The following is a 20,138-nucleotide window of genomic DNA, read 5'->3' on the forward strand; positions in this document are numbered from 1 at the left end:
GATCGGCTCCAAAACAGGCAGGTTGCTGAGTCAGGCTTCCTGTACGCGGGTCGGCCAGCCCATCTTCTGCTGGCGTTCCACTTCAAAGCGCAGCTCGCTGGCGCGCAGGTAGTGTTCATCCATCCAGCCCTTGGGCAGGGTCAGGGTCAGTGACTCCTCTTCTGCCTGCAGGGTGAAGTTGGGCACTGTGCCCTGGGTACGGCGCATGCAGAGGATCAGCGCGATGCGCAGGATACGGGCCAGCCGGATCGCCTGACGACCGGTGACTGCACCCTGTTTCTCCAGTGGTTCCAGCTTGAATTCGTCCCGCTGGTTGAACAGCAGGGCCGACAACAGCTTCTTTTGCGCAGGGGTAAAGCCCGGCATGTCGATGTTGTCGATGATGTAGGCGGCGTGTTGCGGCGCCTTCTTGTACTCGATACAGAGGCCGATCTCGTGCAGCAGGGCGGCATAACGCAAGATTGGGCGGCCGTAGCGTTTGGAGAGTCGCCAGGCCGGTTGCAGCTGGTTGAACGCCTCGACGGCGGTATCGCGCACCCGTTCGGCGTGCTCTTTATCCAGTTGATAGCGGCTGATCAGGCTGTCGGCGGTGCGATCCCGGGCATCACAGTCGTGATTGTTGCCAAGCAGACCGTAGATCAGTCCTTCACGCAGGGCGCCACCCGCGAGGGTCATGCTCTCGATATCGAGGGTTTCGAAGATGGCGATCAGGATGGCGAGGCCGGAGGGGAACACGGTCAGCCGCTCGGCCGCCAGCCCTTCCAGTTGCAGCCGGTCGAGCTTGCCGCAGGCGATGGCCTGACCCATCAGCTCCTGCAGTTTCGGCAGGGTGACCCGCTCGCTCTTCCCTTGCGCCAGCATGATCTCCTGCAGCGCCTGTACCGTGCCGGAGGCGCCGACACAGGTACGCCAGCCGAGGGCGCGGTAATCTTCCGCCACCTTCTCCAGCACCGCCTTGGCGGCAGCAATCGCCTGCTCGAAACGGGCTTCGGAGAGCTCGCCATCACCAAAGTGATTGTTGAGCCAGGTGACGCAGCCCATGTGCAGGCTGTTGAGCAGTTTCGCTTCGCTGTGCTCGCCAATCACCAGTTCGGTACTGGCACCGCCGATGTCGATCACCAGCCGGTTGCCTTCCCCGGCAGAGGTCCAGGAGACCCCTTCATAGATGGTCTTGGCCTCTTCCTCGCCCGAGATGATCTCGATGCTGTGGTTGAGTACCCGTTCCGCTTCGCTGAGGAACTCATCGACGTTGGTGGCAAGTCGCAAGGTTGCGGTGCCCACCACCCGGATGTTGTCGGCCGGAATGTCCTGCAACTGTTCGGAGAAGAGACGCAAACAGTCCCAGCCTCGCTCCATGGCGGCACGGCTGAGACGAAATTCCGGATCGAGCCCGGCTGCGAGGCGAACCTTGCGCTTGACCTTGGCGACGGTGCGCAGGGCACCGGCAACCTCGCGCACCACCAGCATATGAAAGCTGTTGGAGCCGAGGTCGATAGCGGCATAGAGAGGCGAGTTGTGCAACGGGCCTGTCCTTAGCTCTTGCGCGGCGGACGACGACGGTTGTTGCTGTTGCCACCGCCCTGACGATCCCGCATGTTGCGGTTCACCGGCTGACGGTTGCGGAACACCCGTTTCGGCGGGGTCACGTCATCCAGCAGCGCTTCGCGATCATATTTGCTGACCGGAATGGCGTGGTGGATGTACTCCTCGATGGCCGGCAGATTGAAGGCATAGTCTTCACAAGCCAGGCTGATGGAGTGACCGCTCTTGCCGGCACGACCGGTACGACCGATACGGTGTACATAGTCTTCGGCGTCGTCGGGGAGGTCATAGTTGAAGACGTGGGTCACGTCAGGGATGTGCAGACCACGGGCGGCCACGTCGGTGGCGACCAGAATATCGAGCGCACCCTTGGTGAAATCCTCGAGGATCTTCATCCGCTTTTTCTGCGGCACGTCACCGGTCAGCAGACCGACGCGGTGGCCGTCGTTTTCCAGCCAGGCATGGACGTCTTCACAGACATGCTTGGTGTTGGCGAAGACGATCGCTTTTTCCGGCCACTCCTCTTCCATCAGGGAGAGCAGCAGCAACATCTTGTCCTCATTGGAGGGGTAGAACAGTTCCTCCTTGATCCGCACGCCGGTCATCTGCTCCGGCTCAACCTGCACATGTTCTGGGTGGTTCATGTGTTCGTAGGCCAGCTCCTGCACACGCAGGGAGAGGGTGGCGGAGAATAGCATGCTCAGACGCTCGGTCGCGGGCGGCATGCGGCGGAACAGGAAGCGGATGTCCTTGATGAAGCCCAGATCGAACATGCGATCCGCTTCGTCCAGTACCACGACCTGAATGTTGCTCAGATCGATCACCTTGGACTTGAAGTAGTCGATGATGCGGCCTGTGGTGCCGATCAGGATGTCGACGCCCTGCTCCAGCACGGCCAGCTGCTTGTCGTAGCCTTCGCCACCGTAGGCGAGGCCGAGTTTCAGGCCGGTAGAAGCGGCGATGCTGTCGGCATCATTATAGATCTGTACTGCCAGTTCCCGGGTGGGTGCCATGATGATGGCTCTGGGTTGGTTAACCAGACGGGGCTTGGTCAGCGGGTGAGTCAGCAAATAGTTGAATGTCGCGGCCAGGAAGGCAATGGTTTTGCCGGTTCCTGTCTGGGCCTGACCGGCGAGGTCATGACCTTCTACCAGCAGTGGCAGAGACAGTGCCTGGATGGGCGTGCAATAGTGAAATCCCTTTGATTCCAGACCAGCCAGAACTTCGGGTTCGAGGCCCATTTGGGCGAATTTGTCGGTCGTTAAGTGTGTTTTGCTCATGGCGGTAGGTTATCAGGTTAGGCTTGCAATAATAAACAGGATCATTTCAAATAGGGCAACTATTGCCTTTGTTGATATGTCAATAAAGCCTTAATTACTGACTGGAGTTGGAGATGAGTGACAAGATTGTTCAGCTGAGCGATGCCAGCTTCGAGGCAGATGTAATCAAAGCCGATGGCGCCGTTCTGGTCGACTTCTGGGCCGAGTGGTGTGGTCCGTGCAAGATGATTGCCCCGATCCTGGAAGAAGTTGCCCAAGAGTACGAAGGTCGCGTGACCGTAGCCAAACTGAACATCGACCATAACTCTGATACTCCGCCCAAGTACGGCATTCGTGGTATCCCGACCCTCTTGCTGTTCAAGAATGGCGAAGTGGCAGCGACCAAGGTCGGTGCACTGTCCAAGACTCAGCTGAAAGAGTTCCTGGACGGCAACCTGTAATAATTAAAGAGGAGCGCATTGCAATAATGCGCTCCTTGTGTTTTATCACCTAGACGCTCATCCCGATTGGTGCTAGTTTATCGCTCGTTTGCTAACCTTTTTGCCTGACTCTTTGCTAACCACAGCCTGGCAATCAAATCCGATCAGCATCAATCCAGCAGACTGTCTCCTCATTTCAATCCTTGCTTACAGACTTTCACCACTATGAATCTGACTGAATTAAAGAACACTCCTGTGTCCGAGCTGGTCAAGCTTGGCGAATCCATGGGGTTGGAAAATCTGGCTCGGGCGCACAAGAAAGATATTATTTTTGCAATCCTCAAGGCGCACGCCAAGGGCGGTGAAGATATCTTTGGCGACGGTGTGCTGGAAATCCTGACCGATGGTTTCGGCTTCCTGCGCAGTGCAGACGGCTCCTATCTGGCAGGCCCTGACGATATCTACGTCTCCCCGAGCCAGATCCGCCGCTTCAACCTGCGTACCGGCGATACCATCTCCGGCAAGATCCGGCCACCGAAAGAGGGCGAACGCTACTTCGCACTGCTCAAGGTCAATGAGGTCAACTACGACCGTCCGGAAAACTCCCGCAACAAGATCCTGTTTGAAAACCTTACCCCCCTGCATGCCAACGAACGTCTGCGTATGGAACGGGGTAATGGCTCTACCGAAGATATCACCGCCCGTGTACTGGACCTGGCTTCCCCCATCGGTAAAGGCCAGCGTGGCCTGATCGTGGCGCCGCCCAAGGCCGGTAAGACCATGCTGCTGCAGAACATCGCCCAGAGCATCGCTTACAACCACCCGGACTGTGAACTGATCGTTCTGCTGATCGACGAGCGTCCGGAAGAAGTAACCGAGATGCAGCGGATGGTGAAAGGTGAAGTGATCGCTTCCACCTTTGACGAACCTGCTTCCCGTCACGTTCAGGTTGCCGAAATGGTGATCGAGAAGGCCAAACGTCTGGTCGAGCACAAGAAAGATGTGGTGATCCTGCTGGACTCCATCACCCGTCTGGCCCGTGCCTACAACACCGTTATCCCGTCATCCGGCAAGGTACTGACCGGTGGTGTGGATGCCAACGCCCTGCACCGTCCCAAGCGCTTCTTCGGCGCCGCGCGTAATGTTGAAGAGGGCGGCAGCCTGACCATCATCGCCACCGCGCTGATCGATACCGGCTCCAAGATGGACGAGGTTATCTACGAAGAGTTCAAGGGTACCGGCAACATGGAACTGCACCTCTCGCGCAAGATTGCCGAGAAGCGCGTCTACCCGGCTATCGACATCACCCGCTCAGGCACCCGTAAAGAAGAGCTGCTCACCTCAGGTGACGAGCTGCAGAAGATGTGGATCCTGCGCAAGATTGTCCACCCGATGGGCGAGATCGACGGTATCGAGTTCCTCATCGACAAGCTGGCGATGACCAAGACCAACGACGAGTTCTTCGACGCCATGCGGCGCCAGCAGAAGTAAGTCCGGTCAAAAAATGACGAAACCGCGGCCATGGTCGCGGTTTTTGTTTATCTGTTTTCCGGTCGCCCTAGTAGTATGAGATCCCGATGTCACATGGATGGAGACGTCATGAAGCCTGTTTTCTGGTTATTGCTGGGGTTGCTGAGTTCAATGCCAGCCTGCGCGCAGAGTGCTCCGATCGCGGTGACAGCCGAGACGTTGCAGAGTCACCAGCGCTATCTGGCGGGCCGTCTGCAGGAGGGGCAATTTGCAGCCATCGACTCTCTGCTGGCGACCCTGAGTCGCGAGCGGCGGGAGTTCCTGCTGTTGCAGCTGCTGCGGGATATTCCCGCTACCTCCCCTGCATCCCCTGCGTTGCAACAGTGGGTCGAGGCTCAGGCCGACAAGGCACCCGAGTGGCTCATGGAGCAGCAGGTCGACGGTTTTCTGGTGCAGCAACCTGTCTATGATTTTGCCGCGCAGGCCCGTCAGCTGCTGGGGGAGTGGCAGCTGCAATCACTGATGCAGCGCTATCGGCAGCAGCTTGCCCAGGGCAGCTTCCAGCTAAAGTCCATCTACTACAGCAGTAACCCCGATCTCGCCATGCAGCAGCAAGCCCTGTTGCTGGCCCTCGACACCTTGCCGCAACCGATCTGGATGCGGGAGGCGCAAGCGCTGGCCAGCCAGAATATCTATCTGCCCGATAATCACCTGTTGTTCCATCTGTTGCAGCGCACCGGGGAACCGGCACTCTATAGCATGCTGTGGCGGCGGCCGGCAGATCAGGATGCGCTGCGTGCACTCTCTACCATCAACCGCTTCCATCACGGCAGTGCTGCCAGCGATTTGCTGATTGCCGCCAGTGGCAATGAGGGATTGAAGGGAGCCGCCCTGCGCCAGCTGAGCGCACTCTCCCCCTTGCCGCCGCAAGCCCAGAAATACCTGCTGGCGGAGCTCTCCAACCGCCAATACGGGGCGCTGGTGGCCGGTCTGTTGATGGAGGTGGACGAGCCCCAACTGCTCTCTGCGCTGGCCAGACGCCTCGGCCAGCGTGACATGCCACCCATTGCACCGAGTCTGCTACCCGATTCGGGTACACCCGATGGGCAGCCAGGGTTATAATGCGTGACCTCCTGAACCTGGTTGGGAACTTGCATGAAATACAAGGATTTGCGTGATTTCATCGCGCAGCTGGAACAAAACGGACAACTCAAGCGCATTACCCGCGAGATAGATCCCTATCTGGAGATGACCGAGATCAGCGACCGCACCCTGCGTGCGGGTGGCCCGGCTCTGCTGTTCGAAAATCCCAAAGGCTACACCATGCCGGTGCTGACCAACCTGTTCGGTACCCCGGATCGGGTTGCCATGGGCATGGGCCAGCCCGATGTGGGCGCCTTGCGTCAGGTTGGGGTCTGGCTCTCCTATCTCAAGGAGCCCGAGCCGCCCAAGGGATTCAAGGAGCTGATGGAGAAGCTGCCGATCTTCAAGCAGGTGCTCAACATGCCGACCAAACGCCTCTCTTCCGCGCCCTGCCAGCAGGTGCTGCAGGAGGGCGATGCGGTTGATCTCGACCAGATCCCGATCCAGCACTGCTGGCCCGGCGATGTGGCGCCGCTGGTCACCTGGGGCCTTACCATCACCCGTGGCCCCTACAAGAAGCGCCAGAACCTCGGCATCTATCGCCAGCAGAAGATCGCCAAAAACAAGCTGATCATGCGCTGGCTGGATCATCGTGGCGGTGCCATCGATTTTCGCGAGTGGCAGGAGGCCCATCCCGGTGAGCGATTCCCGGTGGTGGTGGCGCTTGGCGCCGATCCCGCGACCATTCTCGGCGCGGTGACGCCGGTGCCGGATACTCTCTCCGAATATGCCTTTGCCGGTCTGCTGCGCGGCAGCCGTACCGAGGTGATCAAGGCCATCAGCTGCGATTTGGAGGTGCCCGCCAGCGCCGAGATCGTGCTGGAAGGCTATCTTGAGCCGGGTGAGATGGCGCCGGAAGGGCCCTATGGCGACCACACCGGTTACTACAACGAGGTGGACGAGTTCCCGGTCTTCACCATCACCCACATCACCAAGCGGCGCGATGCCATCTATCACAGCACCTACACCGGCCGTCCGCCCGATGAACCGGCGGTGCTGGGGCTGGCGCTGAACGAGGTGTTCGTACCGCTGCTGCAGAAGCAGTTCCCCGAGATTGTGGACTTCTATCTGCCGCCGGAGGGGTGCTCCTACCGGATGGCGGTGGTGACCATCAAGAAGCGTTACCCGGGCCACGCCAAGCGGGTGATGCTGGGGGTCTGGTCCTTCCTGCGCCAGTTCATGTACACCAAGTTCGTGGTGGTGTGTGACGACGACGTCAACGCCCGCGACTGGAAGGATGTGATCTGGGCCATCACCACCCGGATGGATCCGGCACGGGACACCACCTTGATCGAGCATACGCCGATCGACTATCTGGACTTCGCCTCGCCGGTCTCTGGCCTCGGTTCCAAGATGGGGCTGGATGCCACCAACAAGTGGCCGGGCGAGACCAATCGGGAGTGGGGTCAGCCCATAGTGCAGGATGAGGCGGTGAAGCAGAAGGTCGATGCCATCTGGGATGAGCTCAATATCCTCGGATGAGGCAAACATGACAGCTTTGCTGCAAAAAGTGATGCGATCCGCACTGATTTGAGTATTCTCGACTGACGGGGCCAGGGCTGCTGGTCGTCACTCCATAGTGAAACAATGAGCGAAGCGGGCCGAGCGAGCCCGCCACAAGGACAAGAATGCAACGTATCAAATGCCGCGTAGAGGAACTGCGCGAATATGTCGACACCATCTGGCATGTGGCCCTGACGCCGCAGCAAGCGATCAGCTTCAAGCCGGGCCAGTATCTGCTGGTGGTGATGAGCGATTCGGACAAGCGCCCCTTCTCCATCGCCAACTCGCCGACCCGCCCGGGCGTGCTGGAGCTGCAAATTGGTGCCACTCCCGAGAACGCCTACGCCGGTCAGGTGCTGGCCCGCATGCGCGAGCAGGGGGAGATCGAGGTCGAATTGCCCGCTGGCAAGGCGTTCCTGCGCGATGAATCCCCCCGTCCGCTGATCCTGATGGCGGGCGGCACCGGCTTCTCTTACGCCCGCTCCATTCTGGAGTACCTGATCGACACGGGCAGCAAGCGTCCGGTGTTCTTCTACTGGGGTGTGCGTCAGGCTCACTGGCTCTATGAGCTGGAGCAGATGCAGCAGTGGGAGCGTGACTATGCGCCGCTCACCTTTATCCCGGTGGTGCAGGAGCCGGATGCTGACTGGACCGGCAAGAGCGGGCTGGTACACAAGGCGATCATGGATGACTTCGTCAGCCTCCACGACTACGACATCTATGTCGCCGGCCGTTTCGAGATGGCGGGTGCCGCGCGTGAGGAGTTCAAGATCCTTGGCGCCGAGCCTGAGCGCATCTTTGGTGATGCCTACGAATTTATCTGACGGGATCCCCGTCTGGATGACGCAGCCCCCGGTTTTGCCGGGGGCTTTTGTTTTTGTGGCCGCCGCAGTACCTGATCGTACCGAATGGTTGGATTATCGCGGCGTTATCCCATTATTTTTCAATATTTTGGCTATGAGTGGCTACTAATCGAGCCTAGCTGATGGCATCTTTGTGGGGGATTGACAAGAGCATCCATAGAGTAAGCACAAGGAGGCGCAGTGTTGAGTGAAGAGGGCAGGGCATCAGCGGAGGATGACAGGGGAGAGACCGGCTCTGTCGAGCGGGTCGCAACGCAGATCCCGTCCCCTCATGGCGGTGAAATGGCCCGTTTGCAGGCAGAAATCGCCGCTTTGCAGCATGCAAACGGTCTGTTGCAGGAGAAGCTCAATGCCGCCCTCGATGGCACCGGCATCTGTCTCTGGCAGGGCACCATTCCCACCGGCGAGCTGCGGGTCTTCAACCTGCAGAACTTTCAGGCCGGTGACATGGCCCCTCATTTCGATCAGTGGAGCGCCAAGCTCCATCCCGACGATCGCGCCCATGCCATGGGCAGCTACTTTGCCCACCTTGAGGGGAAAACCCCCTTCTATGAAGCCGAATACCGCACCATCAACCCGCAAGGCGAGGTCACCTGGCTGTGGGATAGGGGACGGGTCGTCGATCGGGATGGCGATGGCAAGCCGCTGCGGATCATGGGTTCCCATATCGATATCACCCAGCGCAAAGCCTATGAACAGAGGCTGGCCGAGCGAGCCAACAGCGATGCCCTGACCGGCCTGCTCAACCGGCAGGGGTTTGGCAAGGCGTTTGCTCAGCAGCAACATGACGGAGCAGGAGCGCTGCTCTTTATCGATCTGGATGATTTCAAGGGGATCAATGACCAGCTGGGCCACGCCTGCGGCGATCTGGTGTTGCAGCAGATGGCGGACTGGCTGCGCCTTATTATGCCTGGCTCGGCGCTATGTGGCCGTTACGGCGGCGACGAGTTTGTGGTGCATTTGCATCGGGATGTGTCGAGCCATGGCCTGGCGCAACTGGCTGACGCCCTGATCAGCCGGATGCACGGCTATGTGCCCAAACCCGGTTGCCCGCAACGGGTGGGGCTGAGTATCGGCATCGCCCTGTGGGAGGAGGAGCCATTGAGCTTCCGGCAGGCATTGGAGGTGGCCGACCGTGCCATGTATGAGGCCAAGGCGCGCGGCAAGCGAGCCTGGTATCTGCTTCAGGTGTGATGTTTTTTACAGGTTCAATTCAAAGCAAAAACCCCAGCCGAGCTGGGGTTTTCGTTATTCGCCTTTGGCGCCGAGCTGCTGCTCGAGCTGAGCCAGCTTGCTTTCGAGGGCGGCCAGTTTTTCACGGGTACGCAGCAGCACCTTGGTCTGCACGTCGAACTCTTCGCGGCTGACCAGATCCAGCTTGCCCAGCTGGGCTTGCAGTACCTGACGCATCTTCTTTTCGGCCTCTTCACCCATGCTGCGAATGCCGGGCGGCAGGGAGTTGTGCACCTGCTTGGCGATCTCTTCCAGTTTCTTCGGGTCGATCATGATGTCCTCCTTAAGCGTTGGCGGACATTCTACCGACAATTCCCTCACTTTGCCGAGATCGCGGCGGCTTTTTAGTCGTGATGGTGCCCGCTGGCTGGTCGGGTCTGGTGATGGGGCCACAACTGCTACCCTTGCGCCCCTTTGTTAACCTGAAACCATGACATGCACCACAAAGCTGAGCCAGAACTGTCCGGCATGAGTCTTATTTTGTGTTGGTTTTATGTTAACGTTTTGCAGTCGAGGTCGTGATGACCCCGTTGGCTTGTGATGGATAACAACCTTATAAAAAGAGAATAAAAAATGAAGAAGAAGCTAATTTATGCAGCTGTTGTCAGCGCCCTGCTGGCCGGATGTGGTGGAGATGACAACAAGGGAGACACCACCAGCTCCCTCGACTACGTCCTGAGTGGCGCCAACGGGGTGCGCCCGAGCGTGCTGGCCCCCCGTGCCAGCGACGGTACCCTGAAGTTTTCGACAGAAACTGCTGATCTGTCGAACCCGGTATCTGCCCTATCCACCCTTGATGGCTGGTCAACCACCCAACCTGTCCAGCTGGTACCGGCGACCGTGACCGGTGTCTCTGTGCCGGCACCGGCGGCCAGCGAGTATGCCTCTGCCGTTGCGCCCCTCTACCTGCTCGAGCTCACGCTTGATCCGGTCACTCTGCAACCCAACGGTGTCAAGGGCGGCAAGCCACTGGTTTATGGGACCGACTTTGTGGTCACCGGCGGGGACGGCAAGCTTAATCTGGTTCCGCTCAAGCCGTTCAATCCCTCTTCTTACTACATGATCGTGGCGACCGATGCCCTCAAGGACAGTCGTGGCACACCGCTCAAGGCGGGCGGCGATTACAGCAGCTTCAAATCGACAACTGGCGCAACCACTCAGGAGCAGACCATCAACGGCCTGATCTCGCTGCAGGAAGGTCTGTTCAAGGCGGCCACCGGGATCACCAGCGATCGGGTGATCTTCTCCGACTGGTTTGCCACCCAATCTGGTGCCGATGTACTGCTGGCGGTGAAGAGTGCCGCCGCTTCCGTGCTGAAGAGCCCGAGTCTGGACGCCGCAGCGCTGTGGAAACAGGATGCCAAGGGCAACACCAGCCTGCCAGCAACCTATACCATCAACGGTCTAAATGGCGGGGTGGATTTTCTGACCCAGCTGGCGAATGAGCAATTCTTGCCGCAGAAAGATCGTGATGCGATTGCTGCCGCTGTGGCGGCTAATGCCACCCTAAACGGAGTTGCAGCGGTGACCAAGGTGTATACCGGTACCGTCAAGCTCCCTTACTTCCTCTCTACTCCAGCGATAGCCGGCTCCTGGGACAAGGCCAAGACCCAATCCTGGCACGGCGCCATTCCCAGCCTCTATGCCATCGCCAACGCGCTGAAAGCGGGTGATAGCGAGGTGATCGGTGGGCTGGTCGGGGCGGGCGTGGACCCGGCATTGCTGGGTGAGCTGATCGCCGACCCGAGCCGTCAGAGTGAACTGCTGACCGAGGCAAGCAAGCTGATCGGGGTGACCCTCACCTCTGGTGGCAAACCGCTGGATGCCGAGCGTAATATCGGCCGTTTCAATCCGCTGCCGACCCTGACCGAAGTGCAATCGGTACCGCTGCGGATCTTTGCCGCCGGGCCGCTGGCCAATGTCACCGATGTGATCATCTATCAGCACGGGGTCACCTCCATCAAGGAGAACGCCTATGCGCTGGCACTGGGCCAGATCGGCGCTGGCGCCACTGCCAGCAAGAGCGTCGCTGTGGTAGTGATCGATCATCCGCTGCACGGTGAGCGTGGCTATGCCCTGAGTGGCAGCACGGATACCGTCACCACCTCCGAGAACCCGACTCCCTACCTGAATCTGGGCTATCTGACGGTGGCGCGGGACAACCTGAAACAGAGTGTGGCCGATCTGCTGGGGCTGCGACTGGCCGTCGGTCTGGCCAATGCCAAGGGGTTGGGTGGCCAATTGGGTGGTGCCGGTCTGAAAGTTCACTTCCTCGGTCACTCACTCGGTGCCATTACCGGGGCCAATCTGCTGGCTGTCGCCAACCAGACCACCGGCAGTGCTCAGGCTGATGCCCTGTTCAAGTTCGATACCGGTGGTCTGGCGATGCCGGGTGGCGGCATCGCGCCGTTGTTGCTCAACTCGCCGAGCTTCGGGCCGACCATCAAGATGAGCGTGCTTACTTCGGGCAGTCCGGAGCTGAAAGCGGGCTTTACCGCCTATGCACCGAATTGCAAAACAGCTGCCGCCACTTGCTTCGTCAACGAGTTCCTGCCCAGTCTGGATGCGGCCACGCTGGCGGGGGCGGCGAGCACCTTGCAGAGCTATACCTTTGCCGCCCAGTCAGTGCTGGATTCTGCCGACCCGATCAATCTGGGCAGTGGCGTCGCCAAGAGCCTCCCGCTGTTCGCCACTGAAATTGTTGGCGATGGTGCGCTCAGCTTGCCGGATCAGGTGATCCCCAACAGCATTGCCTCTGCACCGTTGGGTGGCACCGAGCCGCTGTTCCGGGTGTTGGGTTTGCAAGAGCTGAAGGGTTCCGGTGTGCTCCCGGCGGGTCACCATGCTGCACGCTTCCTGAAAGGGGGCCATAGCTCGCTGCTGGCCCCTGACGAGAACTTCGATCAGGCTGGCGCGGTCACCACCGAGATCCAGACCCAGTTCGCCAGCTTCTTTATGAGTGGTGGTGCGGCGGTCAAGGTGACTGACGACACCCTGATCAAGCAGTAACTGCCCATCGCGTAAAAAAACGCCGCCCCTCGGGGCGGCGTTGTTGTTTCTGCAACTGCTGAAAAATCAGGTCGGCTGGTGGTTGCGATCCAGCCAGCCTTGCAGCAGGCCGACCAGCAGGCCGGTCAGGTGGGCAATATTGGCCGTGCTGGTGCCGAGCATGTCGAAGAAGCCGAGCACCATCCAGAACAGCATAAAGCCCATCAGCGCCGGTGGCAGAGTGAGGCCACAGGCCGGTTGCAGCTTGCTGCGCAGCCAGCAGTAGCCGAGCAGGGCATAGACCACACCGGAGAGGCCGCCAAACAGTGGGCCGCTGGCAAAGAACTCGGCGATATTGGGCAGGGCGGCGCCCACCAGCAGCAGGATCAGCAGCTTGCCGCTGCCAAGGCGCTGCTCGATCTGGCCGCCGAGATACCACCACCAGAGCAAGTTGAACACCAGATGGAGCACCGAGAAGTGGATCAGGGCAGGGGTGAAATAGCGCCACGCCTGCCAGTCGGTGAACTGGGCCAGCGTCGGGTGGAATGCCAGTTGATCAAAAATGGGCAGGCCGATGGCCTCGATCCCGTAGATGGCGAGACAGGCGATGATGACCACTAGCGTCAGCGGCCCCGCCTGATGGAGGAAGTCGGTGATGGGGTCCGTCATCCCCTTGCTGTAATCGATGCGGGCATCGGCGCGGCCGGATTGCCAGGAGGCTTCCATATAGCGCGGGTGGCCCGGCTCGGCCAGAAAGCGTTTCACCTCCAGCTGAGCCTGGGCGAGGCGTGGCTCGTCAGCCAACCAGATGGTGACCCCCAGCTCGGACTGGGTCAGCTCGCAGGAGATCCCCAGGGTCGCCAGATAGTCCACCAGCGCCTGCGCCATGCGGGCGTTGTCGAGCACCAGCAGCTGGATCATGCCTCGCCTGCCTCGATGGGAAACTCCCGGCGCCACGCCTCGAAGCCGCCATCCAGACTGTAGACCTCGTCATAACCCTGTTGCAGCAGGTATTGGGCCGCCCCCTGACTGCTGTTGCCGTGATAGCACATCACGATGATCGGGGTATCGAAATCCACTTCGTTCATAAAGCGCACCAGGGTGCCGTTGGTGAGGTGGAAGGCGCCGACCGCGTGGGCCGCTTCAAAGGACTGCGGGTCGCGAATATCCACCAGACGGGCTTCACCCGCGCTCAGTTTCTGGTGGGCATCATGGGCATTGATATGGGCAAACTGGTCCATCGGGATGTCCTGCGAATAGGTTGATTACGGGCCAGTGTACCGCAAGCTTGGGCGCAAACTAACCCCACAAAAGATAAGGGAGCCAGCGGCTCCCTTGTTGATATGGCATGCGGGTCAGTGGGTTAACCGCCCAGATAAGCCTGCCGCACCGCCGGGTTGGCCAGCAGAGCGGCGCCCGTGTCTTGCAGCACCACGTGGCCGTTCTCCAGCACATAACCGCGGTCGGCCAGCTTGAGCGCCTGGTTGGCGTTCTGTTCCACCAGAAAGATGGTCATCCCCTTCTGGCGCAACTGCTCAATGGTGTCGAAGATCTGCTGGATGACGATGGGGGCCAGCCCCAGCGAGGGTTCATCCAGCAGCAGCAGGCGCGGTTTGCTCATCAGGGCACGGCCGATGGCCAGCATCTGCTGCTCGCCGCCGGACATGGTGCCCGCCCGTTGTTGCAAGCGTTCGTGCAGGCGCGGGAACAGGGTGAACACCTGATCCAGCAGGCCATGCTGCTCTGCCTTGTCGACGAAGAAGGCGCCCATCAGCAGGTTCTCCTCCACCGTCAGGCGGGCGAAGATGCGGCGCCCCTCCGGCACCACGGCGATATCTTTGCGCATGATGCGGGCTGTGGTGAGGGAGCTGATCTGTTCCCCCTCAAACCAGATTGAGCCGCTGCTGGGCTTGGGCTCACCGCAGAGGGTCATCAGCAGGGTGGTCTTGCCCGCGCCGTTGGCGCCGATCAGGGTGACGATTTCACCCTCTTTCACCTCGACGCTGACATCGTGCAGTGCCTGAATTTTGCCGTAGTGGGTCGATACGTTGCGAAGTTCTAACATCTTGTTTTCCTTACGACTCGCCCAGATAGGCCTTGATCACTGCCGGGTTGTTGCGGATCTCATCCGGCTTGCCGTGGGCCAGCGGGGTGCCCTGGCTGACCACGAAGATGCGGTTGGAGATACCCATCACCAGCTTCATATCGTGCTCGATCAGCAGCACCGAGACCCCGAATTCGTCCCGCAGGCTCATGATGAGCTCATCCAGCTCGTCGGTCTCCTTCGGGTTGAGGCCAGCAGCCGGTTCGTCCAGCATCAGCAGCTCGGGGCGGGTCGCCATGCAGCGGGCGATCTCGAGGCGGCGCTGCTGACCGTAGGCCAGATTACCGGCGGCGCGGTTGGCAAGATCCTTGAGGCCCACTTTATCCAGCCAGAAGGCGGCCCGCTCCAGCCCCTCCTGCTCTGCCCGGCGGAAGGCTGGGGTCTTGAACAGACCGGCGATAAAGCTGGTGTTGAGGTGCTGGTGCTGGGCAACCAGCAGGTTCTCCACCGCTGTCATCTCCTTGAACAGCCGCACGTGCTGGAAGGTACGCACAATCCCCTTGCGGGCGATGAGATGGCCGGGCAGCCCCTGGATCTCCTCACCCTTGTAGCGGATGGTGCCGCCGCTCGGGCGGTAGAAGCCGGTCAGGCAGTTGAAAATGGTGGTCTTGCCTGCGCCGTTGGGGCCGATGATGGAGATCACCTCGCCCTTGTCGATATCCAGCTTGACCCCGTTGACTGCCAGCAACCCTCCGAAACGCATCGACAGATCAGAGACTTCCATTAACTTCTGATGAGTACTCATTTCTTCAACTCCAGATGCGGACGGGTCATCGGCAGCAATCCCTGTGGCCGCCAGATCATCATGAACACCATCAAGAGGCCGAACATCAGCATGCGGTACTCGTTGAACTCGCGCGCCAGCTCGGGCAACACGGTCATCACGATAGCAGCCAGCACCACCCCGATTTGCGAGCCCATACCGCCCAGCACCACGATGGCGAGCACGATTGCCGACTCGATAAAGACGAAGGATTCCGGGCTGATAAAGCCCTGCCGGGAGGCAAAGAAACTTCCCGCAAAACCGGCAAAGGTGGCGCCTATGGTGAAGGCGGTCAGCTTGATGATGGTGGGGTTGAGCCCCAGCGATTTGCAGGCGATCTCGTCTTCTCGCAGCGCTTCCCAGGCGCGGCCCAGCGGCATGCGCAGCAGGCGGTTGATGACGAACAGGGTGGCGATCACCAGCACCAGCGCCATCAGGTAGAGGAAGATCACCTTGTGGTTGGCGTTGTAGGCGATGCCGAAGAACTCGTGGAAGGTCTCGAAGCCGCCATCCTTGACGGTGCGGTTGAACTCCAGACCACCCAGGGTCGGTTTGGGAATGCCGGAGATACCGTTGGGGCCGCCGGTCAGGCTGGTCATGTTGTTGAGCAGAATCCGGATGATCTCGCCAAAGCCGAGGGTGACGATGGCCAGATAGTCCCCCCGCAGCCGCAGCACCGGGAAGCCGAGCAGGAAGCCGAACAGGGCCGCCAGTCCACCGGCGATGGGCAGACACTCCCAGAAGCTCAGTCCGAAGTAGTTGTTGAGCAGGGCGTAGCTGTAGGCGCCGACCGCATAGAAGCCGACATAGCCGAGATCGAGCAGACCGGCAAGGCCGACTACCACGTTCAGACCCAGCCCCAGCATGATGTAAATCAGGGTGAGGGTGGCCAGATCGATGGCACCGCGAGAGGCCATAAAGGGCCAGCTCACCGCAAACAGCAGTACCAGAATGGCGGTGGTGTTGTAGAGGCGCGGTGCTTCTTCCTGACTCGGCAGCACCAGCTTGCCGAAGCCGACCGAGAAGCCGCTGATGGATGCCTGGAACAGCTTGGCAATCTGGCCGCGCAGCAGCTGGAACCAGAATACGAGGGTGGCGCCGCCCAGCAGCCAGGCCAGCGACACATCGAGGCGACTAACCACCAGCAGACGGGAGCCATCGGTCTCCAGCTTGAAGCCGAGCAGCCAGAAAGAGAGCACCAGCAGCACCAGGCTGGCGATACAGGCGTGGATAAATTGATGTTTCATCACACTTTCTCCACTTCCGGACGACCCAGGATGCCAGTCGGCATAAAGAGCAGCACAAAAATGAGCAGGGCGAACGCCATCACATCCTTGTACTCGGTGCTGAGATAACCGGCGGTGAGCGCTTCAACCACGCCGAGCAGCAGGCCGCCCAGTACGGCGCCCGGAATGCTGCCGATACCGCCCAGCACTGCGGCAGTGAAGGCCTTCAGACCGGCCATAAAGCCGAGGTAGGGGTTGATGACGCCGTAATACATGCCGAGTAGCACCCCGGCGACGGCGGCCAGCGCGGCCCCCAGCACGAAGGTGATGGAGATGACTACATGGGTGTCTATCCCTAACAGGTTGGCCATCTTGATATCTTCCGAACAGGCACGGCAGGCGCGGCCCATGCGGGAGCGGCCGATGAACTGGGTCAGCGCCAGCATGGTGATGAAAGTCACCACGAAGATGATCAGCTGCATATAAGAGAGGCTGGCCTGAAAACCATCCTCACCCCCCAGGGTCCAGCCACCGGAGATCAGGCTGGGCATGGCGATATCCCGCGAGCCCTGAGCCATCCGCATCATGTTCTGCAGGAAGATCGACATGCCGATGGCGGAGATGAGGGGGATCAGCCGGTTGCCACCGCGCAGTGGCCGGTAGGCGACCCGCTCGATGCTCCAGCCATAGGTGCCAGTGATGATGATACTGACCAGGAAGGCGCCTCCCAGCAGTAGAAAGGTGCTGTCGATGCCCATCATCATGAGCCCCGCCATCACCATAAAAGCGACATAGGAGCCGATCATGTACACCTCGCCGTGGGCGAAGTTGATCATGCCGATGATGCCATAGACCATGGTGTAGCCAATGGCGATCAACGCATAGGTGCTGCCTATGGTTAATCCGTTCAGCAGCTGCTGAACCAGATAGAGGAGGTGTTCGGACATACTGCGTTCCCTGTACTTGCCCGCAAAGAGAGGAGGGGGTGAGCGTACTCACCCCCGATCGGCAGATTATTTGACTTGGCTGGAAGTACCGTCAGCGTGCCACTGGAACACACCGAATTCGAAGCCTTTCAGGTCACCGTTCGGTGCCCAGGTCAGGGGGCCCATCACGGTATCGATCGGTGCGGCCTTGATGGCGGCGGCAACGGCGGCCGGGTCATCTTCACCCGCCTTGGCGATACCGGCAGCCAGGGTTTGCACCGCGGCATAGGTAGTCCAGACGAACGGGCCGGAGGAGTCCTGACCCTTGGCCTTGAACGCAGCGACCAGCGGGGCGTTGGCCGGCACCAGATCGTATTTGTTCGGCAGGGTCACCAGCAGGCCTTCGGAAGCCGGGCCGCCGATGGCGGAGATATCCTTGTTACCCACCCCTTCCGGGCCCATGAACTTGGCTTTCAGCCCCTTCTCGCCAGCCTGACGCAGGATCAGACCCAGCTCAGGGTGATAGCCGCCGTAGTAGACGAAATCGACGTTCTCTTTCTGCAGCTTGGCGATCAGGGCGGAGAAGTCCTTGTCACCGGCGGTGATCCCTTCAAAGGCCACCACTTTCACGCCAGCCTTGTCGAGCGCCGCTTTGACGCTGGAGGCGATCCCTTCACCGTACTGCTTCTTGTCGTGGATAACGGCCACGCGCTGGGGTTTGACCTGCTCGATGATGTACTTGGCGGCAGTCGGGCCCTGATCGCTATCCAGGCCGATGGTGCGCAGGGTCAGCTGGTAACCGCGCTCGGTGATCTTGGGGTTGGTGGAGGCAGGGGTGACCATCAGGATCCCCTCGTCTTCATAGATGTCGGAGGCGGGCAGGGTGTTGTCGGAGCAGAGGTGGCCGACCACGAACTTGACGCCATCGTTCACCACCTTGTTGGCAACGGCCACCGCCTGTTTGGGATCGCAGGCATCGTCATAGACGACCGCTTCGATCTGCTTGCCATTAATGCCGCCAGCCTTGTTGATCTGCTCAACCGCCATCTTGCCGCCGGTGAACTGCATGTCCCCGTACTGGGCTACCGGACCGGTGACCGGGCCTGCGATACCGATCTTGATGGTGTCTGCCGCGTGGGCAATGGAGATCGATCCAAACAGAGCCAAAGAAACCGCTGCGCCAACTGTGATTTTTCTCAACTTATGCATTGATTCGTCCCTTAATCAGTGGATTGTTTCATTTCCGTGTGCCATTCCGGATCTACATCCCGTGCATCCGGCTATAGGTATGGTTCTATCATTCCTCACGGGGCAATAACAAGCTGTTAAAGATACTAACCAGAGGGGGTTGGATGGGTGGATTTTGAAATAAATGACCTGTTATTTTACGCTAATCAGAGCTTAATTTTGATTTGTTGACTTAACATCTTGGTAACGAGAGGCGATTCTGACAAACGCCAGAGGATTAATCTGGCGATATTTTACTCTGACAGCGCTCCCATTTTGACCACAATCCATTTGCGCAAACAGAAATGAGCGCCTAAATTAGCCGGCATTGACAATTCCGTGGCAGAGCTCGTTAAAACCAAGCCTTTATTCGGGAAATCTGCTAATGTTCCGCCTTTGACAGTCAGGAGACAGAGATGGCCACTATCAAGGATGTCGCCTCACGCGCAGGCGTATCCATCTCCACCGTCTCACATGTGCTCAACCACACTCGGCGGGTCAGCGAAGACGCGACCCAGAAAGTGATTGAGGCGGTGGCAGAACTCAACTACGCGCCCAACTCGGTAGCGCGCAGTCTTAAAATAAATTCGACCAAGACCATTGGTATGCTGGTGACCACCAGCGTAAACCCCTTCTTCGCAGAAGTGGTGCAAGGGGTTGAAGCGTACTGCTTCGAACAGGGATACAGCCTGATCCTCTGCAACACCGAAAACCAGCCGCCTCGCCAACAGCATTACCTGAGAATGCTGATGGAAAAACGGGTGGATGGCCTGCTGGTATTGGGTACCGATATCGACACCCCGTTGCGCGACATGCTGCGCATCCACAAGAACGTGCCGCAGGTGGTACTGGATTGGGGCACGGAGTGCGATTTCGCCACGTCATCAACGATAACGCCCGAACCGGCGCCCGCATGGCTGTGCAGCATCTGCTGGAGCTGGGGCACCGCGACATCGTCTGCATCACAGGCCAACTCTCCAAGCCGACCACCCAGCAGCGGCTGGACGGGGTACGTGATGCGCTGGGCGAACAAGGTCTGACCCTCAAAGATGAACAGGTCTTTGAAGGGGATTACGAGAGCCAGAGCGGCTTCGATGCCATGCAGCGCATCCTGGCCCTGCAGCCTCGTCCGACCGCGGTCTTTGCCTTCGACGATCCCATGGCGATCGGCGCGATTTGCGCTGCCTGGGAAGCGGGAGTCAAGGTGCCGGACGATATCTCCATCATCGGCTACGACGATGTGGAGATGGCGCGCTTCTCCAGCCCGCCGCTGACCACCATCCGCCACCCTAAGGCTGAACTGGGCCAGCTGGCGGTGAAGCATCTGGTCAGCCGGATCCGCAACAAGGAGCTGGAAGTGGAGTCGATGACGGTACAGCCCGAGCTGATCGTCCGTCGCTCGGTCAAACCGCTGCGTTAATCCGCACCCGTTGCCAACACGAAAAACCCCC

At 59.7% G+C, this 20,138-nt stretch carries 17 protein-coding genes and 1 pseudogene; 8 read left to right on the top strand and 10 right to left on the bottom strand.

Features of this window, described 5'->3' with window-relative positions; translation table 11 throughout:
* Positions 1-30: 30 nt before the first annotated feature.
* Together gppA and rhlB are read right to left on the bottom strand one after the other, a co-directional pair.
* On the bottom strand, positions 31-1,521 hold the full coding sequence (gppA, locus tag ACTG1P_RS13475; protein ID WP_440001476.1) for a guanosine-5'-triphosphate,3'-diphosphate diphosphatase: 1,491 nt from the start codon (positions 1,519-1,521) through the stop codon (positions 31-33).
* A gap of 11 nt (positions 1,522-1,532) precedes the next feature.
* Positions 1,533-2,822 (bottom strand): ATP-dependent RNA helicase RhlB, encoded by a 1,290-nt coding sequence (rhlB, locus tag ACTG1P_RS13480; RefSeq protein ID WP_005339414.1) that lies wholly within the window; start codon positions 2,820-2,822, stop codon positions 1,533-1,535.
* A gap of 113 nt (positions 2,823-2,935) precedes the next feature.
* Between rhlB and trxA the strand changes: the two genes are divergently transcribed.
* From trxA to ACTG1P_RS13510, 6 genes are all read left to right on the top strand, one after another.
* Positions 2,936-3,262 (top strand): thioredoxin TrxA, encoded by a 327-nt coding sequence (trxA, locus tag ACTG1P_RS13485; RefSeq protein ID WP_005339416.1) that lies wholly within the window; start codon positions 2,936-2,938, stop codon positions 3,260-3,262.
* 204 nt (positions 3,263-3,466) lie between these two features.
* Positions 3,467-4,732 (top strand): transcription termination factor Rho, encoded by a 1,266-nt coding sequence (gene rho / locus ACTG1P_RS13490; protein WP_005339417.1) that lies wholly within the window; start codon positions 3,467-3,469, stop codon positions 4,730-4,732.
* A 108-nt stretch (positions 4,733-4,840) separates the two neighbouring features.
* Positions 4,841-5,833 carry a hypothetical protein gene (locus ACTG1P_RS13495; RefSeq protein ID WP_440001477.1) on the top strand — a complete coding sequence of 331 codons (993 nt, stop codon included), beginning with the start codon at positions 4,841-4,843 and terminating at the stop codon, positions 5,831-5,833.
* Between the two features lie 33 nt (positions 5,834-5,866).
* The gene (gene ubiD, locus ACTG1P_RS13500; protein ID WP_263719020.1) at positions 5,867-7,336 is read left to right on the top strand and encodes a 4-hydroxy-3-polyprenylbenzoate decarboxylase; all 1,470 of its coding nucleotides are present in this window, start codon (positions 5,867-5,869) and stop codon (positions 7,334-7,336) included.
* A gap of 146 nt (positions 7,337-7,482) precedes the next feature.
* The gene (fre, locus tag ACTG1P_RS13505) at positions 7,483-8,181 is read left to right on the top strand and encodes an NAD(P)H-flavin reductase (RefSeq protein ID WP_042054686.1); all 699 of its coding nucleotides are present in this window, start codon (positions 7,483-7,485) and stop codon (positions 8,179-8,181) included.
* Positions 8,182-8,400: 219 nt separating this feature from the next.
* Positions 8,401-9,414 carry a GGDEF domain-containing protein gene (locus ACTG1P_RS13510; protein WP_440001478.1) on the top strand — a complete coding sequence of 338 codons (1,014 nt, stop codon included), beginning with the start codon at positions 8,401-8,403 and terminating at the stop codon, positions 9,412-9,414.
* 54 nt (positions 9,415-9,468) lie between these two features.
* Here the strand turns inward: ACTG1P_RS13510 and ubiK are convergent, their stop codons facing one another.
* Positions 9,469-9,726: a ubiquinone biosynthesis accessory factor UbiK gene (gene ubiK, locus ACTG1P_RS13515; RefSeq protein ID WP_005339429.1), complete on the bottom strand. Its 258-nt coding sequence runs from the start codon at positions 9,724-9,726 to the stop codon at positions 9,469-9,471.
* Between the two features lie 300 nt (positions 9,727-10,026).
* Here ubiK and ACTG1P_RS13520 point away from each other — a divergent pair, with 300 nt between their 5' ends.
* Entirely contained in the window at positions 10,027-12,462 is a 2,436-nt protein-coding gene (locus ACTG1P_RS13520; RefSeq protein WP_440001479.1) for a VolA/Pla-1 family phospholipase, read from the top strand.
* Between the two features lie 66 nt (positions 12,463-12,528).
* Here the strand turns inward: ACTG1P_RS13520 and glpG are convergent, their stop codons facing one another.
* From glpG to ACTG1P_RS13555, 7 genes are all read right to left on the bottom strand, one after another.
* Positions 12,529-13,362: a rhomboid family intramembrane serine protease GlpG gene (glpG, locus tag ACTG1P_RS13525; protein WP_440001480.1), complete on the bottom strand. Its 834-nt coding sequence runs from the start codon at positions 13,360-13,362 to the stop codon at positions 12,529-12,531.
* Positions 13,359-13,682: a thiosulfate sulfurtransferase GlpE gene (glpE, locus tag ACTG1P_RS13530; protein ID WP_005339432.1), complete on the bottom strand. Its 324-nt coding sequence runs from the start codon at positions 13,680-13,682 to the stop codon at positions 13,359-13,361. Before glpE ends, glpG begins: the two co-directional genes overlap by 4 nt.
* 122 nt (positions 13,683-13,804) lie before the next feature.
* Entirely contained in the window at positions 13,805-14,506 is a 702-nt protein-coding gene (locus ACTG1P_RS13535; RefSeq protein ID WP_005342433.1) for an ABC transporter ATP-binding protein, read from the bottom strand.
* 10 nt (positions 14,507-14,516) lie between these two features.
* A complete protein-coding gene (gene livG, locus ACTG1P_RS13540) occupies positions 14,517-15,290 on the bottom strand; it encodes a high-affinity branched-chain amino acid ABC transporter ATP-binding protein LivG (RefSeq protein WP_204477937.1) in 774 nt (257 codons plus the stop codon).
* Positions 15,287-16,555 (bottom strand): high-affinity branched-chain amino acid ABC transporter permease LivM, encoded by a 1,269-nt coding sequence (locus ACTG1P_RS13545; RefSeq protein ID WP_440001481.1) that lies wholly within the window; start codon positions 16,553-16,555, stop codon positions 15,287-15,289. Before ACTG1P_RS13545 ends, livG begins: the two co-directional genes overlap by 4 nt.
* Complete coding sequence (gene livH, locus ACTG1P_RS13550; RefSeq protein WP_005339439.1) at positions 16,555-17,481, bottom strand: high-affinity branched-chain amino acid ABC transporter permease LivH; 927 nt, start codon at positions 17,479-17,481, stop codon at positions 16,555-16,557. The genes ACTG1P_RS13545 and livH overlap by 1 nt, the downstream gene beginning before the upstream one ends.
* A 66-nt stretch (positions 17,482-17,547) precedes the next feature.
* Entirely contained in the window at positions 17,548-18,669 is a 1,122-nt protein-coding gene (locus tag ACTG1P_RS13555) for a branched-chain amino acid ABC transporter substrate-binding protein (protein ID WP_252657110.1), read from the bottom strand.
* A 434-nt stretch (positions 18,670-19,103) separates the two neighbouring features.
* On the opposite strand from ACTG1P_RS13555, the pseudogene ACTG1P_RS13560 reads away from it, so the two are divergent.
* Positions 19,104-20,107, top strand: a pseudogene (locus tag ACTG1P_RS13560) (substrate-binding domain-containing protein).
* Positions 20,108-20,138 lie beyond the last annotated feature (31 nt).

The organism is Aeromonas sp. 11P, assembly GCF_051920165.1.
Taxonomy (GTDB): domain Bacteria; phylum Pseudomonadota; class Gammaproteobacteria; order Enterobacterales; family Aeromonadaceae; genus Aeromonas; species Aeromonas veronii.

Excerpts from the sequence above, each read along its gene's own strand:
- rhlB (WP_005339414.1), bottom strand. The coding sequence starts at position 2,822 with ATGAGCAAAACACACTTAACGACCGACAAATTCGCCCAAATGGGCCTC.
- trxA (WP_005339416.1), top strand. The coding sequence starts at position 2,936 with ATGAGTGACAAGATTGTTCAGCTGAGCGATGCCAGCTTCGAGGCAGAT.
- rho (WP_005339417.1), top strand. The coding sequence starts at position 3,467 with ATGAATCTGACTGAATTAAAGAACACTCCTGTGTCCGAGCTGGTCAAG.
- ACTG1P_RS13495 (WP_440001477.1), top strand. The coding sequence starts at position 4,841 with ATGAAGCCTGTTTTCTGGTTATTGCTGGGGTTGCTGAGTTCAATGCCA.
- ubiD (WP_263719020.1), top strand. The coding sequence starts at position 5,867 with ATGAAATACAAGGATTTGCGTGATTTCATCGCGCAGCTGGAACAAAAC.
- fre (WP_042054686.1), top strand. The coding sequence starts at position 7,483 with ATGCAACGTATCAAATGCCGCGTAGAGGAACTGCGCGAATATGTCGAC.
- ubiK (WP_005339429.1), bottom strand. The coding sequence starts at position 9,726 with ATGATCGACCCGAAGAAACTGGAAGAGATCGCCAAGCAGGTGCACAAC.
- ACTG1P_RS13520 (WP_440001479.1), top strand. The coding sequence starts at position 10,027 with ATGAAGAAGAAGCTAATTTATGCAGCTGTTGTCAGCGCCCTGCTGGCC.
- glpG (WP_440001480.1), bottom strand. The coding sequence starts at position 13,362 with ATGATCCAGCTGCTGGTGCTCGACAACGCCCGCATGGCGCAGGCGCTG.
- glpE (WP_005339432.1), bottom strand. The coding sequence starts at position 13,682 with ATGGACCAGTTTGCCCATATCAATGCCCATGATGCCCACCAGAAACTG.
- ACTG1P_RS13535 (WP_005342433.1), bottom strand. The coding sequence starts at position 14,506 with ATGTTAGAACTTCGCAACGTATCGACCCACTACGGCAAAATTCAGGCA.
- livG (WP_204477937.1), bottom strand. The coding sequence starts at position 15,290 with ATGAGTACTCATCAGAAGTTAATGGAAGTCTCTGATCTGTCGATGCGT.
- ACTG1P_RS13545 (WP_440001481.1), bottom strand. The coding sequence starts at position 16,555 with ATGAAACATCAATTTATCCACGCCTGTATCGCCAGCCTGGTGCTGCTG.
- livH (WP_005339439.1), bottom strand. The coding sequence starts at position 17,481 with ATGTCCGAACACCTCCTCTATCTGGTTCAGCAGCTGCTGAACGGATTA.
- ACTG1P_RS13555 (WP_252657110.1), bottom strand. The coding sequence starts at position 18,669 with ATGCATAAGTTGAGAAAAATCACAGTTGGCGCAGCGGTTTCTTTGGCT.